Origin of the sequence: Minwuia thermotolerans (assembly GCF_002924445.1) — a bacterium.
GTDB classification, from domain to species: Bacteria; Pseudomonadota; Alphaproteobacteria; order Minwuiales; family Minwuiaceae; genus Minwuia; species Minwuia thermotolerans.
Window position 1 is genome coordinate 119,188 of sequence record NZ_PIGG01000010.1, and the last position, 13,602, is coordinate 132,789.

15 protein-coding genes are annotated in these 13,602 nt (G+C 68.6%); 13 read left to right on the forward strand and 2 right to left on the reverse strand.

What is annotated here, in order from left to right:
• Positions 1-93: 93 nt before the first annotated feature.
• From rph to CWC60_RS01730, 4 genes are read left to right on the forward strand one after another with little or no spacing between them, the layout of a single operon-like run.
• Positions 94-813: a ribonuclease PH gene (gene rph, locus CWC60_RS01715; protein WP_109792325.1), complete on the forward strand. Its 720-nt coding sequence runs from the start codon at positions 94-96 to the stop codon at positions 811-813.
• Entirely contained in the window at positions 810-1,415 is a 606-nt protein-coding gene (gene rdgB, locus CWC60_RS01720) for an RdgB/HAM1 family non-canonical purine NTP pyrophosphatase (protein ID WP_164516319.1), read from the forward strand. The genes rph and rdgB overlap by 4 nt, the downstream gene beginning before the upstream one ends.
• Complete coding sequence (gene hemW, locus CWC60_RS01725; RefSeq protein WP_109792327.1) at positions 1,412-2,575, forward strand: radical SAM family heme chaperone HemW; 1,164 nt, start codon at positions 1,412-1,414, stop codon at positions 2,573-2,575. Before rdgB ends, hemW begins: the two co-directional genes overlap by 4 nt.
• On the forward strand, positions 2,572-3,804 hold the full coding sequence (locus CWC60_RS01730; RefSeq protein WP_109792328.1) for an MFS transporter: 1,233 nt from the start codon (positions 2,572-2,574) through the stop codon (positions 3,802-3,804). Before hemW ends, CWC60_RS01730 begins: the two co-directional genes overlap by 4 nt.
• On the opposite strand, the gene CWC60_RS01735 is transcribed toward CWC60_RS01730, so the two are convergent.
• Positions 3,801-5,150: an FAD-dependent oxidoreductase gene (locus CWC60_RS01735; RefSeq protein ID WP_164516312.1), complete on the reverse strand. Its 1,350-nt coding sequence runs from the start codon at positions 5,148-5,150 to the stop codon at positions 3,801-3,803. The two genes, CWC60_RS01730 and CWC60_RS01735, sit on opposite strands and share 4 nt — an antisense overlap.
• 110 nt (positions 5,151-5,260) lie before the next feature.
• On the opposite strand from CWC60_RS01735, the gene CWC60_RS01740 reads away from it, so the two are divergent.
• The gene (locus tag CWC60_RS01740; protein ID WP_109792330.1) at positions 5,261-6,445 is read left to right on the forward strand and encodes a 3-hydroxybenzoate 6-monooxygenase; all 1,185 of its coding nucleotides are present in this window, start codon (positions 5,261-5,263) and stop codon (positions 6,443-6,445) included.
• 7 nt (positions 6,446-6,452) lie between these two features.
• On the opposite strand, the gene CWC60_RS01745 is transcribed toward CWC60_RS01740, so the two are convergent.
• On the reverse strand, positions 6,453-7,028 hold the full coding sequence (locus CWC60_RS01745; protein ID WP_164516313.1) for a cold-shock protein: 576 nt from the start codon (positions 7,026-7,028) through the stop codon (positions 6,453-6,455).
• A gap of 168 nt (positions 7,029-7,196) precedes the next feature.
• On the opposite strand from CWC60_RS01745, the gene CWC60_RS01750 reads away from it, so the two are divergent.
• The 8 genes from CWC60_RS01750 to CWC60_RS01785 all read left to right on the forward strand — a co-directional run bounded on the left by CWC60_RS01750 (position 7,197) and on the right by CWC60_RS01785 (position 13,597).
• On the forward strand, positions 7,197-9,443 hold the full coding sequence (locus tag CWC60_RS01750) for a tetratricopeptide repeat protein (protein ID WP_109792332.1): 2,247 nt from the start codon (positions 7,197-7,199) through the stop codon (positions 9,441-9,443).
• 104 nt (positions 9,444-9,547) lie between these two features.
• The gene (locus tag CWC60_RS01755) at positions 9,548-10,054 is read left to right on the forward strand and encodes a Na+/H+ antiporter subunit E (protein WP_164516314.1); all 507 of its coding nucleotides are present in this window, start codon (positions 9,548-9,550) and stop codon (positions 10,052-10,054) included.
• A 2-nt stretch (positions 10,055-10,056) separates the two neighbouring features.
• Complete coding sequence (locus tag CWC60_RS01760; RefSeq protein ID WP_109792334.1) at positions 10,057-10,329, forward strand: MrpF/PhaF family protein; 273 nt, start codon at positions 10,057-10,059, stop codon at positions 10,327-10,329.
• A complete protein-coding gene (gene mnhG, locus CWC60_RS01765) occupies positions 10,326-10,670 on the forward strand; it encodes a monovalent cation/H(+) antiporter subunit G (RefSeq protein WP_109792335.1) in 345 nt (114 codons plus the stop codon). The genes CWC60_RS01760 and mnhG overlap by 4 nt, the downstream gene beginning before the upstream one ends.
• A complete protein-coding gene (locus CWC60_RS01770; RefSeq protein WP_109792336.1) occupies positions 10,667-11,242 on the forward strand; it encodes a DUF4040 domain-containing protein in 576 nt (191 codons plus the stop codon). The genes mnhG and CWC60_RS01770 overlap by 4 nt, the downstream gene beginning before the upstream one ends.
• Complete coding sequence (locus CWC60_RS01775) at positions 11,239-11,706, forward strand: Na(+)/H(+) antiporter subunit B (protein WP_109792337.1); 468 nt, start codon at positions 11,239-11,241, stop codon at positions 11,704-11,706. Before CWC60_RS01770 ends, CWC60_RS01775 begins: the two co-directional genes overlap by 4 nt.
• Complete coding sequence (locus CWC60_RS01780) at positions 11,703-12,092, forward strand: cation:proton antiporter subunit C (protein ID WP_109792338.1); 390 nt, start codon at positions 11,703-11,705, stop codon at positions 12,090-12,092. The genes CWC60_RS01775 and CWC60_RS01780 overlap by 4 nt, the downstream gene beginning before the upstream one ends.
• The gene (locus CWC60_RS01785) at positions 12,089-13,597 is read left to right on the forward strand and encodes a monovalent cation/H+ antiporter subunit D family protein (RefSeq protein ID WP_206419719.1); all 1,509 of its coding nucleotides are present in this window, start codon (positions 12,089-12,091) and stop codon (positions 13,595-13,597) included. Before CWC60_RS01780 ends, CWC60_RS01785 begins: the two co-directional genes overlap by 4 nt.
• Positions 13,598-13,602: the final 5 nt, after the last annotated feature.

Genomic DNA, 13,602 nt, shown 5'->3' on the forward strand with positions numbered 1-13,602 from the left:
GGTAGGCCCCGGCCCGGGGTCAACGTCCTCGACCCGGTTCCCCCCGCCCCTCATATGGCCTAGAAGCACGTTCCGAAGACAAGGAGAAACGAAATGCCACGACCTTCGGGCCGCGCCGGCGACGAGATGCGACAGGTCACGATCGAGCCCGGCTTCGCCAAGCACGCGGAAGGCTCCTGCCTGATCCGCTTCGGCGACACGCATGTCCTCTGCGCCGCCTCGATCGAGGAGCGCGTGCCGCCGTGGCTCAGGAATTCGGGCCGCGGCTGGGTCACGGCCGAATACGGCATGCTGCCGCGCTCGACGCACACGCGCACCGACCGCGAGGCGGCGCGAGGCAAGCAGTCCGGCCGCACGCAGGAGATCCAGCGCCTGATCGGCCGTTCGCTGCGCGCGGTGACCAATCTGGAAGGCTTCGGCGAACGCCAGATCCGCATCGACTGCGACGTCATCCAGGCTGACGGCGGCACCCGCACCGCCTCCATCACCGGGGCGTGGATCGCGCTGCATCTCGCGTTCGAGAAGCTGGTCGAGAAGCAGGCCATTCCCGCCATCCCGCTGATCGGCCACGTCGCGGCCATCTCCTGCGGTATCTTCGGCGGCGCGCCGGTGCTGGACCTGGACTACGCCGAGGATTCGAACGCGGAAACGGACGGCAACTTCGTCATCACCGACGGCGGCACGCTCTGCGAGATTCAGGCCACCGCCGAGGGCACGCCCTTCACGGACACGGAGTTCCTGGAACTGCTGCGCCTGGCGAAGAAGGGCTGCGCGGAGCTCTGCGAACATCAACGAAAGGCCATCGGAGGCTGATCATGACGCGCAAGCTGACCGAGAGGCGGATCGTCGTCGCCAGCCACAACAGGGGCAAGGTCCGCGAGATCGCCGATCTGGTGCAGCCGCACGGCATCGAGACGGTCTCGGCCGCCGACCTCGATCTGCCGGAGCCGGAGGAAACCGAGAACAGCTTCGCCGGCAATGCGCTGCTCAAGGCGCGGGCTGCGGCGAAGGCGGCGAACATGCCGGCGCTGGCCGACGATTCGGGCCTTGCGGTGGCGCTGCTCGACGGTGCGCCGGGGATTTACTCGGCGCGCTGGGCCGGCCCGGACAAGGACTTCGCGCTGGCCATGGAAAAGGTCGAGAACGCCTTGCGCGAACAGGGCGCCTCCGACCGTTCGGCGCGCTTCGTCTGCGCACTCGCGCTGGCCTGGCCGGACGGCGGCGAGGCTGTCTTCGAAGGCACGGTGGAAGGGCAACTGGTCTGGCCGCCGCGGGGCGAGCACGGCTTCGGCTACGACCCCATCTTCCTGCCCGACGGGCACGACGTCACCTTCGGCGAGATGCCGCCCGACGAAAAGCACGCCATCAGCCACCGCGCTGACGCCTTCCGACAGCTTCTGGAATCCTGCCTTTGACCGGACACGCGATCTACGTCCACTGGCCGTTCTGCATCTCCAAGTGCCCCTATTGCGACTTCAACAGCCATGTCCGCGAGACCGTCGACGAGGCCGCCTGGGCGCAGGCGATGGGCCGGGAGATCGCCTGGTGGGGCGAGCGCTTCGGCGGCCGGGCGACATCGGTCTTCTTCGGCGGCGGCACGCCCTCGCTGATGCCGGCCTGGCTGGTCGACGGTATCCTCCGGAACATCGACGACGCCTTCGGTCTGGGGCCCGATTGCGAGATCACACTGGAGGCCAATCCCTCTTCGGTCGAGGCCGGACGCTTCCGGGATTTCCGGGCCGCCGGCGTCAACCGCCTCAGCCTGGGCGTACAGAGCTTCGACAATGGCGCGCTGAAGTTCCTCGGCCGCGCCCATGATTCGGGCCAGGCGCTCGCCGCCATCGAAACCGCGCGGCAGAGCTTCGATCGCTTCTCCTTCGACCTGATCTACGCCCTGCCTGGCCAGGACGCGGCGCGCTGGCGCGCCGAGCTGGAGCGCGCCATAGGCCTCTCCGCCGGACACCTTTCGCTCTACCAGCTTACCATCGAGGCGAATACAGGCTTCGCCGGCGCCGTCCGCCGCGGCGCCTGGTCGCCGATGGACGACGATCCGGCAGCCGACCTCTACGAGATGACGCAGGAGATCTGCGAAACGGCCGGCATGCCCGCCTACGAGACCTCCAACCACGCCGCGCCGGGCCATGAGAGCCGCCACAACCTCGCCTACTGGCGCTACGGCTCGTGGATCGGCGTCGGGCCGGGCGCCCATGGCCGCCCGCTGGGCGCCGACGGCGCGCGCTTCGCCACCGCCAACTGGAAAAAGCCCGAGAGATGGCTCGAAGCGGTCGGCCGCGAGGGCCGGGGCGCGGACGAGTACCGAAAGCTCGACGCGGACGAACAGGCCGAGGAAGCGATGCTGATGGGGCTTCGCCTCGCCGAAGGCGTCGACATCGCGGCGCTGCGGCGGGAAACCGGCCGGCCCCTGGAGGCGTTCGTCGATACCGATGCCGCAGCCCAACTGGCCGCGCAGGGCCTGATCGAACTGGACGCCGAACGGCTCAGGATCCTGCCGGCCGGCCGGCTGCTGCTGGACGCCATCGCCTCACGGCTGATCGCCGAGCGCGCGGCGGCATGAGCCCGGAGGCGGAGCGGCCGCTCGGCCGCAACATCGCGCTGATCGTCTTCGGCGCCTTCATGTGCCTGCTGTCCAGCGTCGGCCAGACTTATTTCATCTCGCTGTTCGGCGGCGAGATCCGCGCCGATTTCGGCCTCAGCCACGGCGAATTCGGGCTGGTCTACATGATCGGCACCATCGCCAGCGGCGCGACGCTGATCCTGTTCGGGCGCATCGTCGATCACCTGTCGCTGGCCGGCAGTTCCTTCGTCGTGCTGCTCGGCCTGGCCGGGGTGGCCGCCTTCGCCGGGCTGGCATGGTCGGCCGTCGCGCTGACCGTGGCGATTTTCGGCCTCCGGCTGTTCGGACAGGGCATGTCTACCCATGTCGGGATCACCGCGATGGCGCGGCATTTCGAGGGGTTCCGGGGCCGCGCAATCTCCATCGCTTCGCTGGGTCACGCGATCGGCGTCGCCGCCTCGCCGCCCTTCGTCATCTTCCTGGTGGCATGGCTCGGCTGGCGCAATGCCTGGTTCGCCACCGCGGTGCTGGTGCTGGCGCTGATTCCGGTCGTGCCGATGCTGCTGCGCCGGACGGGCTGGCAGCGGCCGGAGAAAGACAGCGGCCCGGCGGTGAGCGCGGAAGACCGGCGGCGTTCGGGCGACTACAGCCTGTCGGACGCGCTGCGCGATCCGGGCCTGTGGCTGCGCATGCCGGCGCTGCTGGCCCCGGCCTTCATCTCGACGGGCTTCTTCTTCCACCAGGTCCATCTCGCCGGCGCCAAGGGCTGGGACATCGAGACCATGGCGTTCTCCTTTTCGGCCTTCGCGGCGACCACCGTGGCGGGCCTGCTGGTCGGCGGCGCGCTGGTCGACTGGCTGGGCGCGCGGCGGCTGGTCAGCGTCTTCCTGACGCCGCTGGCGGCTTCCGCCCTCGTGCTCTGGGCCGGCGACGACCCGGCGACCGCGCCGGTCTTCCTCGGCCTGATGGGCTTCGGCGCCGGCCTCACCCAGGTTCTGCTGGGTGCGCTCTGGGCGGAACTCTACGGCACGCGCCACATCGGCTCGATCCGCGCTTTCGCCACGGCCATGATGGTTTTCTCAACCGGGCTCGCGCCCTTCGTCATGGGCTACGCCATCGATGGCGGCGCCTCGATGGAGACCATCGCCATCTGGTCGGCGCTCTATTGCCTGGGCGCCTCAATCTTCTCGACGCTCGCCGCGCGCTTCGGCGTCGCCGTCCGGCGCTAGGCGCCGTCCGCCTCACGGCCCGACTCGGCGACGAACGCCCGCGTCCAGGGATCGTGGTCGGCGCGGCTCAGATTGTCGGCCACGTCCCGCTGCAGGCCGGCGATATCGATCTGATGAAAGGAGCCGCCGCCCAGCCGGGCCGCCGCTGCGGCCGCTGCGCGGCCCATGGCGAAGCACGGACCCATCACCCGCACGCTGGCGAGCGCGGCGGGTTCGGCGTCGATGCAGCGGCCTGCCGTCACCACGTTGTCCAGACCCTGCGGCACCATCGCGCCGAAGGGAACGTAGTGCATGTGATCGGCGTCGAAGACCTCCCAGTGGGTATCCGCCATCTCCGTGTGCAGCTCGATCGGCCAGCTGCAGCGCACCACGGCGTCGTCGGGCTGTCTTCCCCGGCGGACATCGTCGACTCTGATCCTGCCCTGGCCCCGGATCGTCCGCGTCTGGCGGATGCCGGGCTGGCCGTAGAGCGCCACACGGGCCTTGCCGAAGGCGTCGGGAAACTCGTCGCGGAACAGCGCCAGCAGGCCGTCGATCTGCCGACGGCCCGCGATCCCCGACAGCGCCAGGCCCACAGCCTCCTGCGGCGTCTCGATGTGGGTCATGTTGAGCAGCACGCGGCCACCCCGGGCGACGGGGAAGATGAAACCGTCATGGCGCACCAGTCCGAATTCGCCGCCGCGGCGGCGCATCGCCTCGTGGAAGGTATCCCGGGGCCAGGATCCGCAGAGGTCGGTGTCGACGTCCTCGAAGACGGCCATGATGGTGCCGTAGATGTCCTGATCGGCCTGATTCAGATCAAGACCCGCGAGCCAGGACAGGACGGCGTCGCCGGACGCATCGACGAAGGCGTTGGCGCGGACCTCGTAGTCGCCCCAGCGCGTCGTCAGATGCAGGACACGGATGCGTCCGTCCTCGACCATGACCTCCCTGAGGACCGCCCCGGTGAGCGGCGTCACCCCGCGGTCGGCCACGGCGTCCTCGGCCCAGCGCATCCAGGCGTTGATCGAGTAGTCCAGGATCAGGGTGTTGCGGGCGCGACGCGCGGCGGCGTCGCCATTGGCTGTCAGCGCCGCCAGCATCTCGTCCATGACCCCGTAGGTCACGCGGTGCGGCCCCTCGCCATTGGCGTAGAGGCCGCAGATCGTGCCGATCGCGCTGCCGACCGCCTGACCTCCGAGCTGCGGCGAGGCGTCGACAACGATCACGCGCTGGCCCAGCGCGCGCGCCTCGAGCGCGGCCGAAAGGCCCGCGGCGCCCGACCCCACGACGCAGAGATCGGCCTCCAGCGAACGCACGGCCCCTGCCGGCCGACGAACGGTGATCATCCCCGGATGTTGCGCCATTGACATTCTCCTCCCTGTTTCGCCGAACTATAGAGAAAGGCGCACCGGGCCGCATTGTCCCGCCATTGCGGAACACCTAAGAAGGTTCCGGCTCCGGGAGGGGAGATACAATGGCGCGGGCGGAACACATCATCGTCGCGGGCGGCGGCATCGGCGGCCTGGCAGCGGCGCTGGGGCTGTCGTCGAAGGGCTTCCGCGTCACGGTGCTGGAACAGGCCCCAGCCTTCGGCGAGATCGGCGCCGGCATCCAGCTCGGCCCCAACGCCTTCCATGCCTTCGACTGGCTGGGCGTCGGCGAGGGCGCGCGGGCGACGGCCGTCTACATCGACGGGCTGGTGCTGATGGACAGCCTGTCCGACGAGGAGATCTGCCGGATACCGGTCGACGCGCCCTTCCGCAAGCGTTTCGGCAACCCCTATGCCGTCTGCCACCGGGCGGATCTCCACAAGGTGCTGCTTGACGCCTGCGCGGCGCGGCCGAATGTGGCGCTGCTGACCGATCAGCGGATCACGGACTACACGCAGGACGGAGATACGGTCACGGTGCGCACCGCCGCGGGCGGAAGTCATCGCGGCGATATACTGATCGGCGCCGACGGTCTCCGCTCGGCGGTGCGCGCGCAGCTCGTCGGCGACGGCGAGCCCCGGGTCTCCGGCCACACCACCTACCGATCCGTCATTCCGGTCGAACGGATGCCCGAGGAATTGCGCTGGAACGCGGCGACGCTCTGGGCCGGGCCGAAATGCCATATCGTCCACTACCCGCTCAGCGGCTGGAAACTGTTCAACCTGGTGGTCACGTTCCATTCCGACGCCGACGAACCGGTGACCGGGGTTCCGGTGGACAAGGATTTCGTACGCAAGGGATTCGACCACATCGCCGACCGCCCCCGCGCCATCATCGACCTGGCCGACGACTGGCGGATGTGGGTGTTGTGCGACCGCGACCCTGACGGGAACTGGGTCGACGGGCGCGTGGCCCTGCTGGGCGATGCGGCGCATCCGATGCTGCAGTACATGGCGCAGGGCGCCTGCATGGCGCTGGAGGACGCGGTCTGCCTGTCGCACATGCTGGACAGCCATGCGGAAGCCGGGCGGGCCCTGCTGGCCTATCACGACATGCGTGTCGCGCGCACGGCCCGGGTTCAGCTCTCGTCGCGGCTGATAGGCGACCATGTCTACCATGCCGCCGGTCCGGTCCGGCTGGTCCGCAACCAGATGCTGGGCGGACGCGACCGTGAGCAGCACTACGACAGCATCGCGTGGCTATATGGCGGAACGGGCCTCGCGCCCTGAGCAGAGGTCAGACGGACTGGGAGCCGCTGTCCGGTTCTCCGGTGGATATCAGGTCGACCTGACGGGCCATCAGGCCCTTGTCACCCTCCTCGACCAGGGCCTGAACCTGCTGGCCGGGCTGCACGCTGGTCAGGCCGGCGCGGCGCAGCACCTCGATATGCAGGAAGATGTCGGGCGTATTCTCGCCCACCGAGAGGAAGCCATATCCACGGATACGGTTGAACCACTTCACCGTGGCGACGATCGAATCCAGATCGCCCGATACCGGCTCTGGGGCCGGCCGGCCGGGCTCGCCGGCAGGCTGTCGCGCAGCGGATTGCGCGACCGCCGCCTCGTTCGCCGTCGCGGGCCGTACCTGAAGCACCGAAACCGCCTGCAATCCGCGCGGGCCGTCGCTGACCTCGCACCAGATTTCCGAGCCTTCCTCGATGAAGGAAAGCCCGGCCTTGCGCAAACACGACAAATGCAGGAAGACATCGGAACCGTCCGGGGTGGTCACGAACCCGTAGCCCTTGACGTAGTTGAACCACTTGAGGCGACCGCCAACTTCGAACGTCTGCTTTTCAGCGACCTCGTGAGCCATGCCCCTCCTCACATCGGTCTCGTGTACTGGCACCATAGCCTACGCAACGCGTTAAAGTAACATAATCAAGTGTCGATACGAAAGCGTAAATATGAATGAGCCATCCATATTGAAACCCGCTCCGGTATCGGAAATACCTTATTACCGCCGGGTTACGACGTCAAAGAAATGAAACAGAGCGCCGGGGACTGGCTGGAGGCTGCACAACCCGCTTTGGAAGCGGAGGCGGCTGGTCTGTTTGCGACCGCCGCGCGCCACTGGCTGACCCTGGTTCGCCGCCATCCGGAAGACGCGGAACTGCGCTGGCGCCACGCCGAGGCGCTGCGTCTCGACGGGGACAGGGACGGCGCGCGCCAGGCACTGCGCAAGGCGCTGGTCACGCGCCCCGATCACGCCGGCGCCGCCTTCCGATTCGCCGAGATGCTGTTTCAGGACGGCGACGCCGCCGAGGGCATGGTCTGGCTGAAACGGATCATGGCGCGGCGGCCCGACGACGACGAGCTGCGGATCGGCGTACTGGAGTTCTGCGCCCGCCACGGCATGATCGGCCAGGTCCGGGTGCAAGCGGAACGCATGCTTCGCGGCGACCAGCCGCCTTCGGCCCGGCTGTCGACAGCGCTTGCCTTCCTGTTCGGCTGCATGGGCGATCACGGCCGGGCGCTGGAGGCGGCCCGCGCGGCCATGGCCGCGCGGAAGGCGCCGGCGAGAAGCGCCCTGCTCGCCGCACACTACGCCGAACTGGCCGGCGCCCCAGAGGAAGCCGGACGCATCCTCGGAGAACTGATCGACGGGACGCCATCGGGCGCCGCCTATGGCCGCCGGGCGCGCGCGCTGGCCGAATCGGGTGAGGCGGATGCCGCCGCCGCCGCGATCGGTTCGGCGCTCCTGACCTTCGCAACGATGCCCGAGCATCTCGCCGACATGGCGCATATGCTTGCGGCGCCCCGGCACGCCCGGCTGTGCGGCGTCCTGCTCGATGCGCTGCAGGCCGGAGCCGCAGGCGGACGCGCCGACGCCCGGATCGCGCTGGCGCTGGTGCATTACCGGCTGGGAGACTCGCGTGAGACGGGCCGGCTGCTCGACGCGGACGCATCCATGCAGGGACACCCGGCGCTGGCCGTCGCCCGCGCGAACATCGCGGCCGCGGCGGATCTGCTGGAGGCCGGAAGCGGCACGATGCCGGCGGATGCCCTGGCGCGCGGCCTCCCCGGCCCGCCGCGCGGAACGCCTGCCGCCGCAGAAGGTCTCGTCGTGCTTCTCGACCGCGAAGGCTGGACCGGCCGCCAGCGCGGCGTCATGGAAGTGGCGAAGCTGGCCGCCGAGCGGCATGGCATGAAGGTGTCGGTCATCCAGCGCGCGCCGCCGGGGGTCGACGCCGCGGCCGCCGCAGACGCGGCGCGGCTCGCTGGCGCGCTCGCCGGCATTGCCGACTATGTCGTCCTGGACCCCGCCGGGGCGTCGCCGGCGGAGGATTCGGCGCTCGGCTATCTCACGCCGGCGCTGGCCGCCGAAACCGGCGCGCTGCAGCACGCCATCGCCGAAAGGCGGCCGGCGGCGGTCCATCTCGCCAGCGCAGGGATGATGATGGCCGGCGGGCTCGGCGCGGTCATGGCCGGCGTGCCGCGCCTGTTCCTGCACGCGGGCGCGGACTGGCTGAGCGATGGCCCGCAGGGAAGCCGGGCCTTCCGCTCGGCGTTCGCCCATCTGGCGCGCCGGTCTCAGGTCCGGGTCGTGGCTGCGTCCGATGCGAGCGGCGAGGCTCTGAGAGCCTATGCGCCAGAAGGCGCGCGCCGACCGTTGCTGATCCCCACCGCCGTCGACAGCCGGGATCTGCGGCGGCGTTCCGGCGGGCGGGAAAGGCGGCGCGCCGCCGAACTGCTGGAACTCGGCGAGGGCGCAGATTTCCTTTCGGTTTTCGGCGCGTTGACCGAAGAGGCCGGACTGGCGGACCTGCTCGAGCGCCTCGACGCAGATGCCCTGCCGCCGCGCATCGTGCTCTGGCGCCACGCCCCCGGCCCGGCGGCCCTCACCGGCCTGGGCGGGTCCGCCGGCGCGGCCCTGAGGCGGCGGCGCTGGCCGATCGAGCCGGCCCCTTTTCTGGGTCACGCCCGGCTGGCCATCGCCTGGAACGCCACCGAGCGCCACCGTCTGAGCGTCCTGCAACATGTGATCATGGGCGTGCCGGTTCTGCTGGCCGATTCCCCGGATCTGGAGGATCTCGCGGGCCCCGACGGCGCTGCCATGGCGCTCGCCACGTCCGAGCCGGACGCCGCGGCCCGGGAAACGGCGCGCTGGCTCGGCGATGCGGCGCTGCGGCGGGTGACGGCGGAGGCGGCGGCGCGCAACGTGCGCCGCGTCCACAATGTCGAGCGGGCCCTGCGCCGGGTGATCCGTCTTCACCCCCGCAACGTGTAAGTTTCGCTGGTCATACGCAGTTGCATCGGGGTCCGCCGCCGGGATAAGCATTGGCAATGCTCCGGCGACCGCCGGATGGAACGCCAAGGGGGATGGCAGTCGGAATGTCGCGCGCTCTGGGTTTGCTGGTGGTGCTTGCCGCGACATGGCTGCTGCTCTCCGGCATCTACGACCATGCCCTGCTCTACTGGCTTGGCGCCGCCTCGGTCATCGCCTGCGTGTTGCTGGCCGCCCGTATGGACGTGGTCGACCATGAAGGTGTGCCCTTCGACCTGGGCTGGCGCATCCTGGTCTACTGGCCTTGGCTGTTCGTCGAGATCGTGAAGGCGAATATCGACGTCGTCGGCCGGCTCATGCGCCTCAATCCGGCCATCTCGCCGACCCTGATCCGTTCCTTGCCGCTGCAGAAGACCGATCTGGCGAAAGTGACCTACGCCAACTCGATCACCCTCACGCCCGGCACATTCTCGATCGACATCGACCACGAGCACGGCATTCTCGTCCATGCGCTGTCGCGCGAAGGCGCCGAAAGCGTGCTTTCGGACGACATGAACCGCCGCTGCGAACGCCTGGAGAGCACTCGTCTGCACCGCAAGGCGGGTGTGAAATGACCATGTTCGCCGCGGCAGCGCTGGGCCTGCTTACCGCCATGGCGCTGGCCATCGTCCGCGCCCTGCTGGGCCCGACGATCTATGACCGAATCATGGCCGTGAACATGTTCGGGACCAAGACGGTGCTGTTGATCGCCGTGCTCGGATTTCTCGCCGGCCGGCCGGATTTCCTGGACCTCGCGCTGCTCTACGCGCTGATGAACTTCATCGGCACCATCGCGGTGCTGAAATACGTCCGCTACCGCGATCTCGGGCAATCGAGGTACGGCGAATGAGTCTCTGGGCCGAAATCCTGGTCTGGATCCTGGTGGGCTCGGGGGCTTTCTTCACAATCGTCGGCGCCTGGGGCGTCGTGCGCCTGCCCGACCTTTACACGCGCATGCATGCGGCCAGCGTCACCGACACGCTGGCGACGTTCCTCATCCTGGCCGGCTGCGCCGTGCCGGTGCTGCTCGCGGGCGACTGGCTGATCGCGATCAAGCTGTTCTTCATCCTGGTCTTCCTCTGGTTCACCAGTCCGATGGCCTCCTACGCACTGGCGCATGCGGCCTTCTTCGATGGCGACAAGCCCGTCCTCGACCATGACCTGACCGAGGACAGGGAGGGGAGCGCATGAACTGGGAAGCCATCATCAACATCGTCCTGCTGGCGCTGCTGGTGGTGATCACGCTCGGCATCCTGCGCCTGCGCAATCTGTTCGCCGTGGTCATGCTCTCGGGCATCTTCAGCCTGATCATGGCCTCGGTCTTCACGGTTCTCGACGCCGTCGACGTGGCTTTCACCGAGGCGGCGGTCGGGGCCGGCATTTCCACGATCCTGGCGCTGTCGACGCTGGCCCTGATCGACAACCGCCGGGAGAAAGTGCCATCCAGGCTGCGCTTCATGCCCCTGCTGGTTTCGGTGGCGACCGGCGCGGCCCTGCTGTGGGCGATGGGCGGCCTGCCGCCGGTGGGCGCCCCGGACACGCCGGCGCAGCAGCACGTGGCGCCTTACTACATCCAGCAGGCGCCGCAGGAGATCGACGTGCCCAATCTCGTCACCGCGGTGCTCGCCAGCTATCGCGGCTTCGATACGCTGGGCGAGGTCGCGGTGATCTTCACCGCCGGCGTCGGCGTGATGTTCCTGCTCGGCACCCTGCCGGCGATCGGCGCGCGGCCCAGGCGACGGAAGGAGGGCGAGGAGGAATGATTCATCACCTGATTCCGCGCGTCCTCTCGAAGCTGCTGATCCCGTTCATCGTGCTGTTCGGCTTCTACGTGCAGTTCCATGGCGACTTCGGACCCGGGGGCGGCTTCCAGGCCGGCGTGATCGTTGCCGCCGGGATCATCCTCTACGCACTGATCTATGGCCTCGACGCCGCCGAGACCGTGATTTCACCCGGGGTGGTCGGCGTGATCATGGCGCTGGGCCTGTTGCTATACGCCGGCGTGGGTGTCGCCACCATGGCGCTGGGCGCGGAGTTCCTGAACTACAACGCCCTCGACAGCCACGATCCCGTGCACGGCCAGCACATGGGCATCCTGATCATCGAATTCGGCGTCGGGGTGACCGTGGCCGCGGTGATGCTGACGATCTTCTTCAAGTTCGCCGACCGGCTGAAGCTGATCCGCGATCTGGAACAGATGCACGGCGACGACGAGGACGTCCGATGACCGGTCTGGAGCAGTACAATTACTGGATCTTCGCGATCCTGCTGACGATCGGCATCTATATCGCCATCAGCCGCGGAAATCTGGTCAAGAAGGTGGTCGGTCTGAACATCTTCCAGGCCAGCGCCTTCCTGCTCTACATCAGCTCAGGCAAGATCTGGGGCGGCACCGCGCCGATCCTGATGAAGGGGGCCGACGCGACCTACGCCAACCCCCTGCCGCACGTGCTGATCCTGACTGCCATCGTCGTCGGCGTGGCGACCACGGCCATCGGCCTGGCGCTGGTGGTCCGCATCAAGGAAGCCTACGGCACGATCGAGGAGGATGACGTGCTGGCCGCCGAGGCCGCCTTCGAGGCGGAGATGCGGCAGGAGGCCAGGCAGTCATGAGCGCCACGGGGGGCGCACTGAGCCTGATGGACAACCTGCCCGCGCTGCAGGTCGCCGTGCCGCTGATTGCGGCTCCGATCTGCACCTTCCTGCGCTTCCGCAACGGGGCCTGGGCCTTCGCGCTGCTGGTCAGCGCCGCGGTGTTCTGGATGTCCTGGCTGCTGCTGCAGCAGGTGCTCGTCGACGGCGTCATCTCCTATCACATGGGCGGATGGGCGCCGCCGATCGGCATCGAGTACCGCGTCGACCGGGTCAACGCCTTCGTCATCCTGATCGTGGCCATGATCTCGCTGATCACCCTGCCCTTCGCCAAGGCGACGGTGGAACGGGAGGTGCCGGCGGACAAGCATCACCTGTTCTACGCCGCGTGGCTGCTCTGCATCACCGGCCTGCTGGGCATCGCGATCACCGGCGATGCCTTCAACGTCTTCGTCTTCCTGGAGATATCGTCCCTGTCGAGCTACGTGCTGATCGCCGCCGGGCGCGACCCGAGGGCGCTGACGGCGTCGTTCCAGTATCTGATCCTCGGCACGCTGGGCGCGACCTTCATCCTGATCGGCGTCGGCCTGCTCTACATCATGACCGGCACGCTCAACATGATGGACCTCGCCGACCGGATCCCGGCGATCGCCCACACGACTCCGGTCCGGGCGGCGGCCGGCTTCCTGACCGTGGGCATTGCGCTGAAAGCGGCGCTGTTCCCGGCGCATTTCTGGCTGCCCAACGGCTACGCCTTCAGCCCCAATGCGGTCTCGGTCCTGCTCTCGGCGACGGCGACCAAGGTCTCGATCTACCTGCTGCTGCGCTTCGAGCTCACGGTCTTCGGCGACGTCGACGCGGTGGGGGATTTCAGCTTCGCCAACCTGCTGCTGCCCTTCGCCGTCGCCGCCTTCGTCCTCGGCTCCGTTTCGGCGATCTTCCAGAGCGACGTCAAGCGGCTGCTGGCCTATTCGTCGGTGGCGCAGATCGGCTACATGATCGCCGGCCTCGGCCTCGGCTCGGTCGACGGCGTGACGGCCGGCATCGTGCACCTGTTCAACCACGCACTGATGAAGGCGGCGCTCTTCATGGCCGCCGGCGCGGTGTTCATGCGGGCCGGCGGCGTGCAGCTCGCCAACTTCGCGGGCATGGGCCGGCGCATGCCGCTGACCATGTTCGCCTTCGTGCTGGCGGGACTGAGCCTGATCGGGGTGCCGCTGACCGTCGGCTTCGTTTCCAAGTGGTATCTGGTGCTCGCCGCGCTGCAGACCGGACCCGGGGGGTACGTTCTCACCGGCCTGATCCTGGCCAGTTCCCTGCTCTCGGTCATCTATGTCTGGCGCGTCGTCGAGGTCGCCTATCTGCGCGATCCCGAACCCGATGCGCCGCGCCACGAGGCGCCGCTGTCGGTGCTCGCGCCCATGTGGCTGCTGGTCGTGGCCTGCTTCTGGTTCGGCATCGACAGCAGCTTCACCGTCGGCATCGCCCGCGATGCCGCGATCCAGCTCATGGGGCCGGGCCAGTGACGGTG

Bases quoted from the DNA above. Each gene is read 5' to 3' on its own strand.
- rph (WP_109792325.1), top strand. From the start codon at position 94: ATGCCACGACCTTCGGGCCGCGCCGGCGACGAGATGCGACAGGTCACG.
- CWC60_RS01730 (WP_109792328.1), top strand. From the start codon at position 2,572: ATGAGCCCGGAGGCGGAGCGGCCGCTCGGCCGCAACATCGCGCTGATC.
- CWC60_RS01735 (WP_164516312.1), bottom strand. From the start codon at position 5,150: ATGGCGCAACATCCGGGGATGATCACCGTTCGTCGGCCGGCAGGGGCC.
- CWC60_RS01740 (WP_109792330.1), top strand. From the start codon at position 5,261: ATGGCGCGGGCGGAACACATCATCGTCGCGGGCGGCGGCATCGGCGGC.
- CWC60_RS01745 (WP_164516313.1), bottom strand. From the start codon at position 7,028: ATGGCTCACGAGGTCGCTGAAAAGCAGACGTTCGAAGTTGGCGGTCGC.
- CWC60_RS01750 (WP_109792332.1), top strand. From the start codon at position 7,197: ATGAAACAGAGCGCCGGGGACTGGCTGGAGGCTGCACAACCCGCTTTG.
- CWC60_RS01755 (WP_164516314.1), top strand. From the start codon at position 9,548: ATGTCGCGCGCTCTGGGTTTGCTGGTGGTGCTTGCCGCGACATGGCTG.
- CWC60_RS01760 (WP_109792334.1), top strand. From the start codon at position 10,057: ATGTTCGCCGCGGCAGCGCTGGGCCTGCTTACCGCCATGGCGCTGGCC.
- mnhG (WP_109792335.1), top strand. From the start codon at position 10,326: ATGAGTCTCTGGGCCGAAATCCTGGTCTGGATCCTGGTGGGCTCGGGG.
- CWC60_RS01770 (WP_109792336.1), top strand. From the start codon at position 10,667: ATGAACTGGGAAGCCATCATCAACATCGTCCTGCTGGCGCTGCTGGTG.
- CWC60_RS01775 (WP_109792337.1), top strand. From the start codon at position 11,239: ATGATTCATCACCTGATTCCGCGCGTCCTCTCGAAGCTGCTGATCCCG.
- CWC60_RS01780 (WP_109792338.1), top strand. From the start codon at position 11,703: ATGACCGGTCTGGAGCAGTACAATTACTGGATCTTCGCGATCCTGCTG.
- CWC60_RS01785 (WP_206419719.1), top strand. From the start codon at position 12,089: ATGAGCGCCACGGGGGGCGCACTGAGCCTGATGGACAACCTGCCCGCG.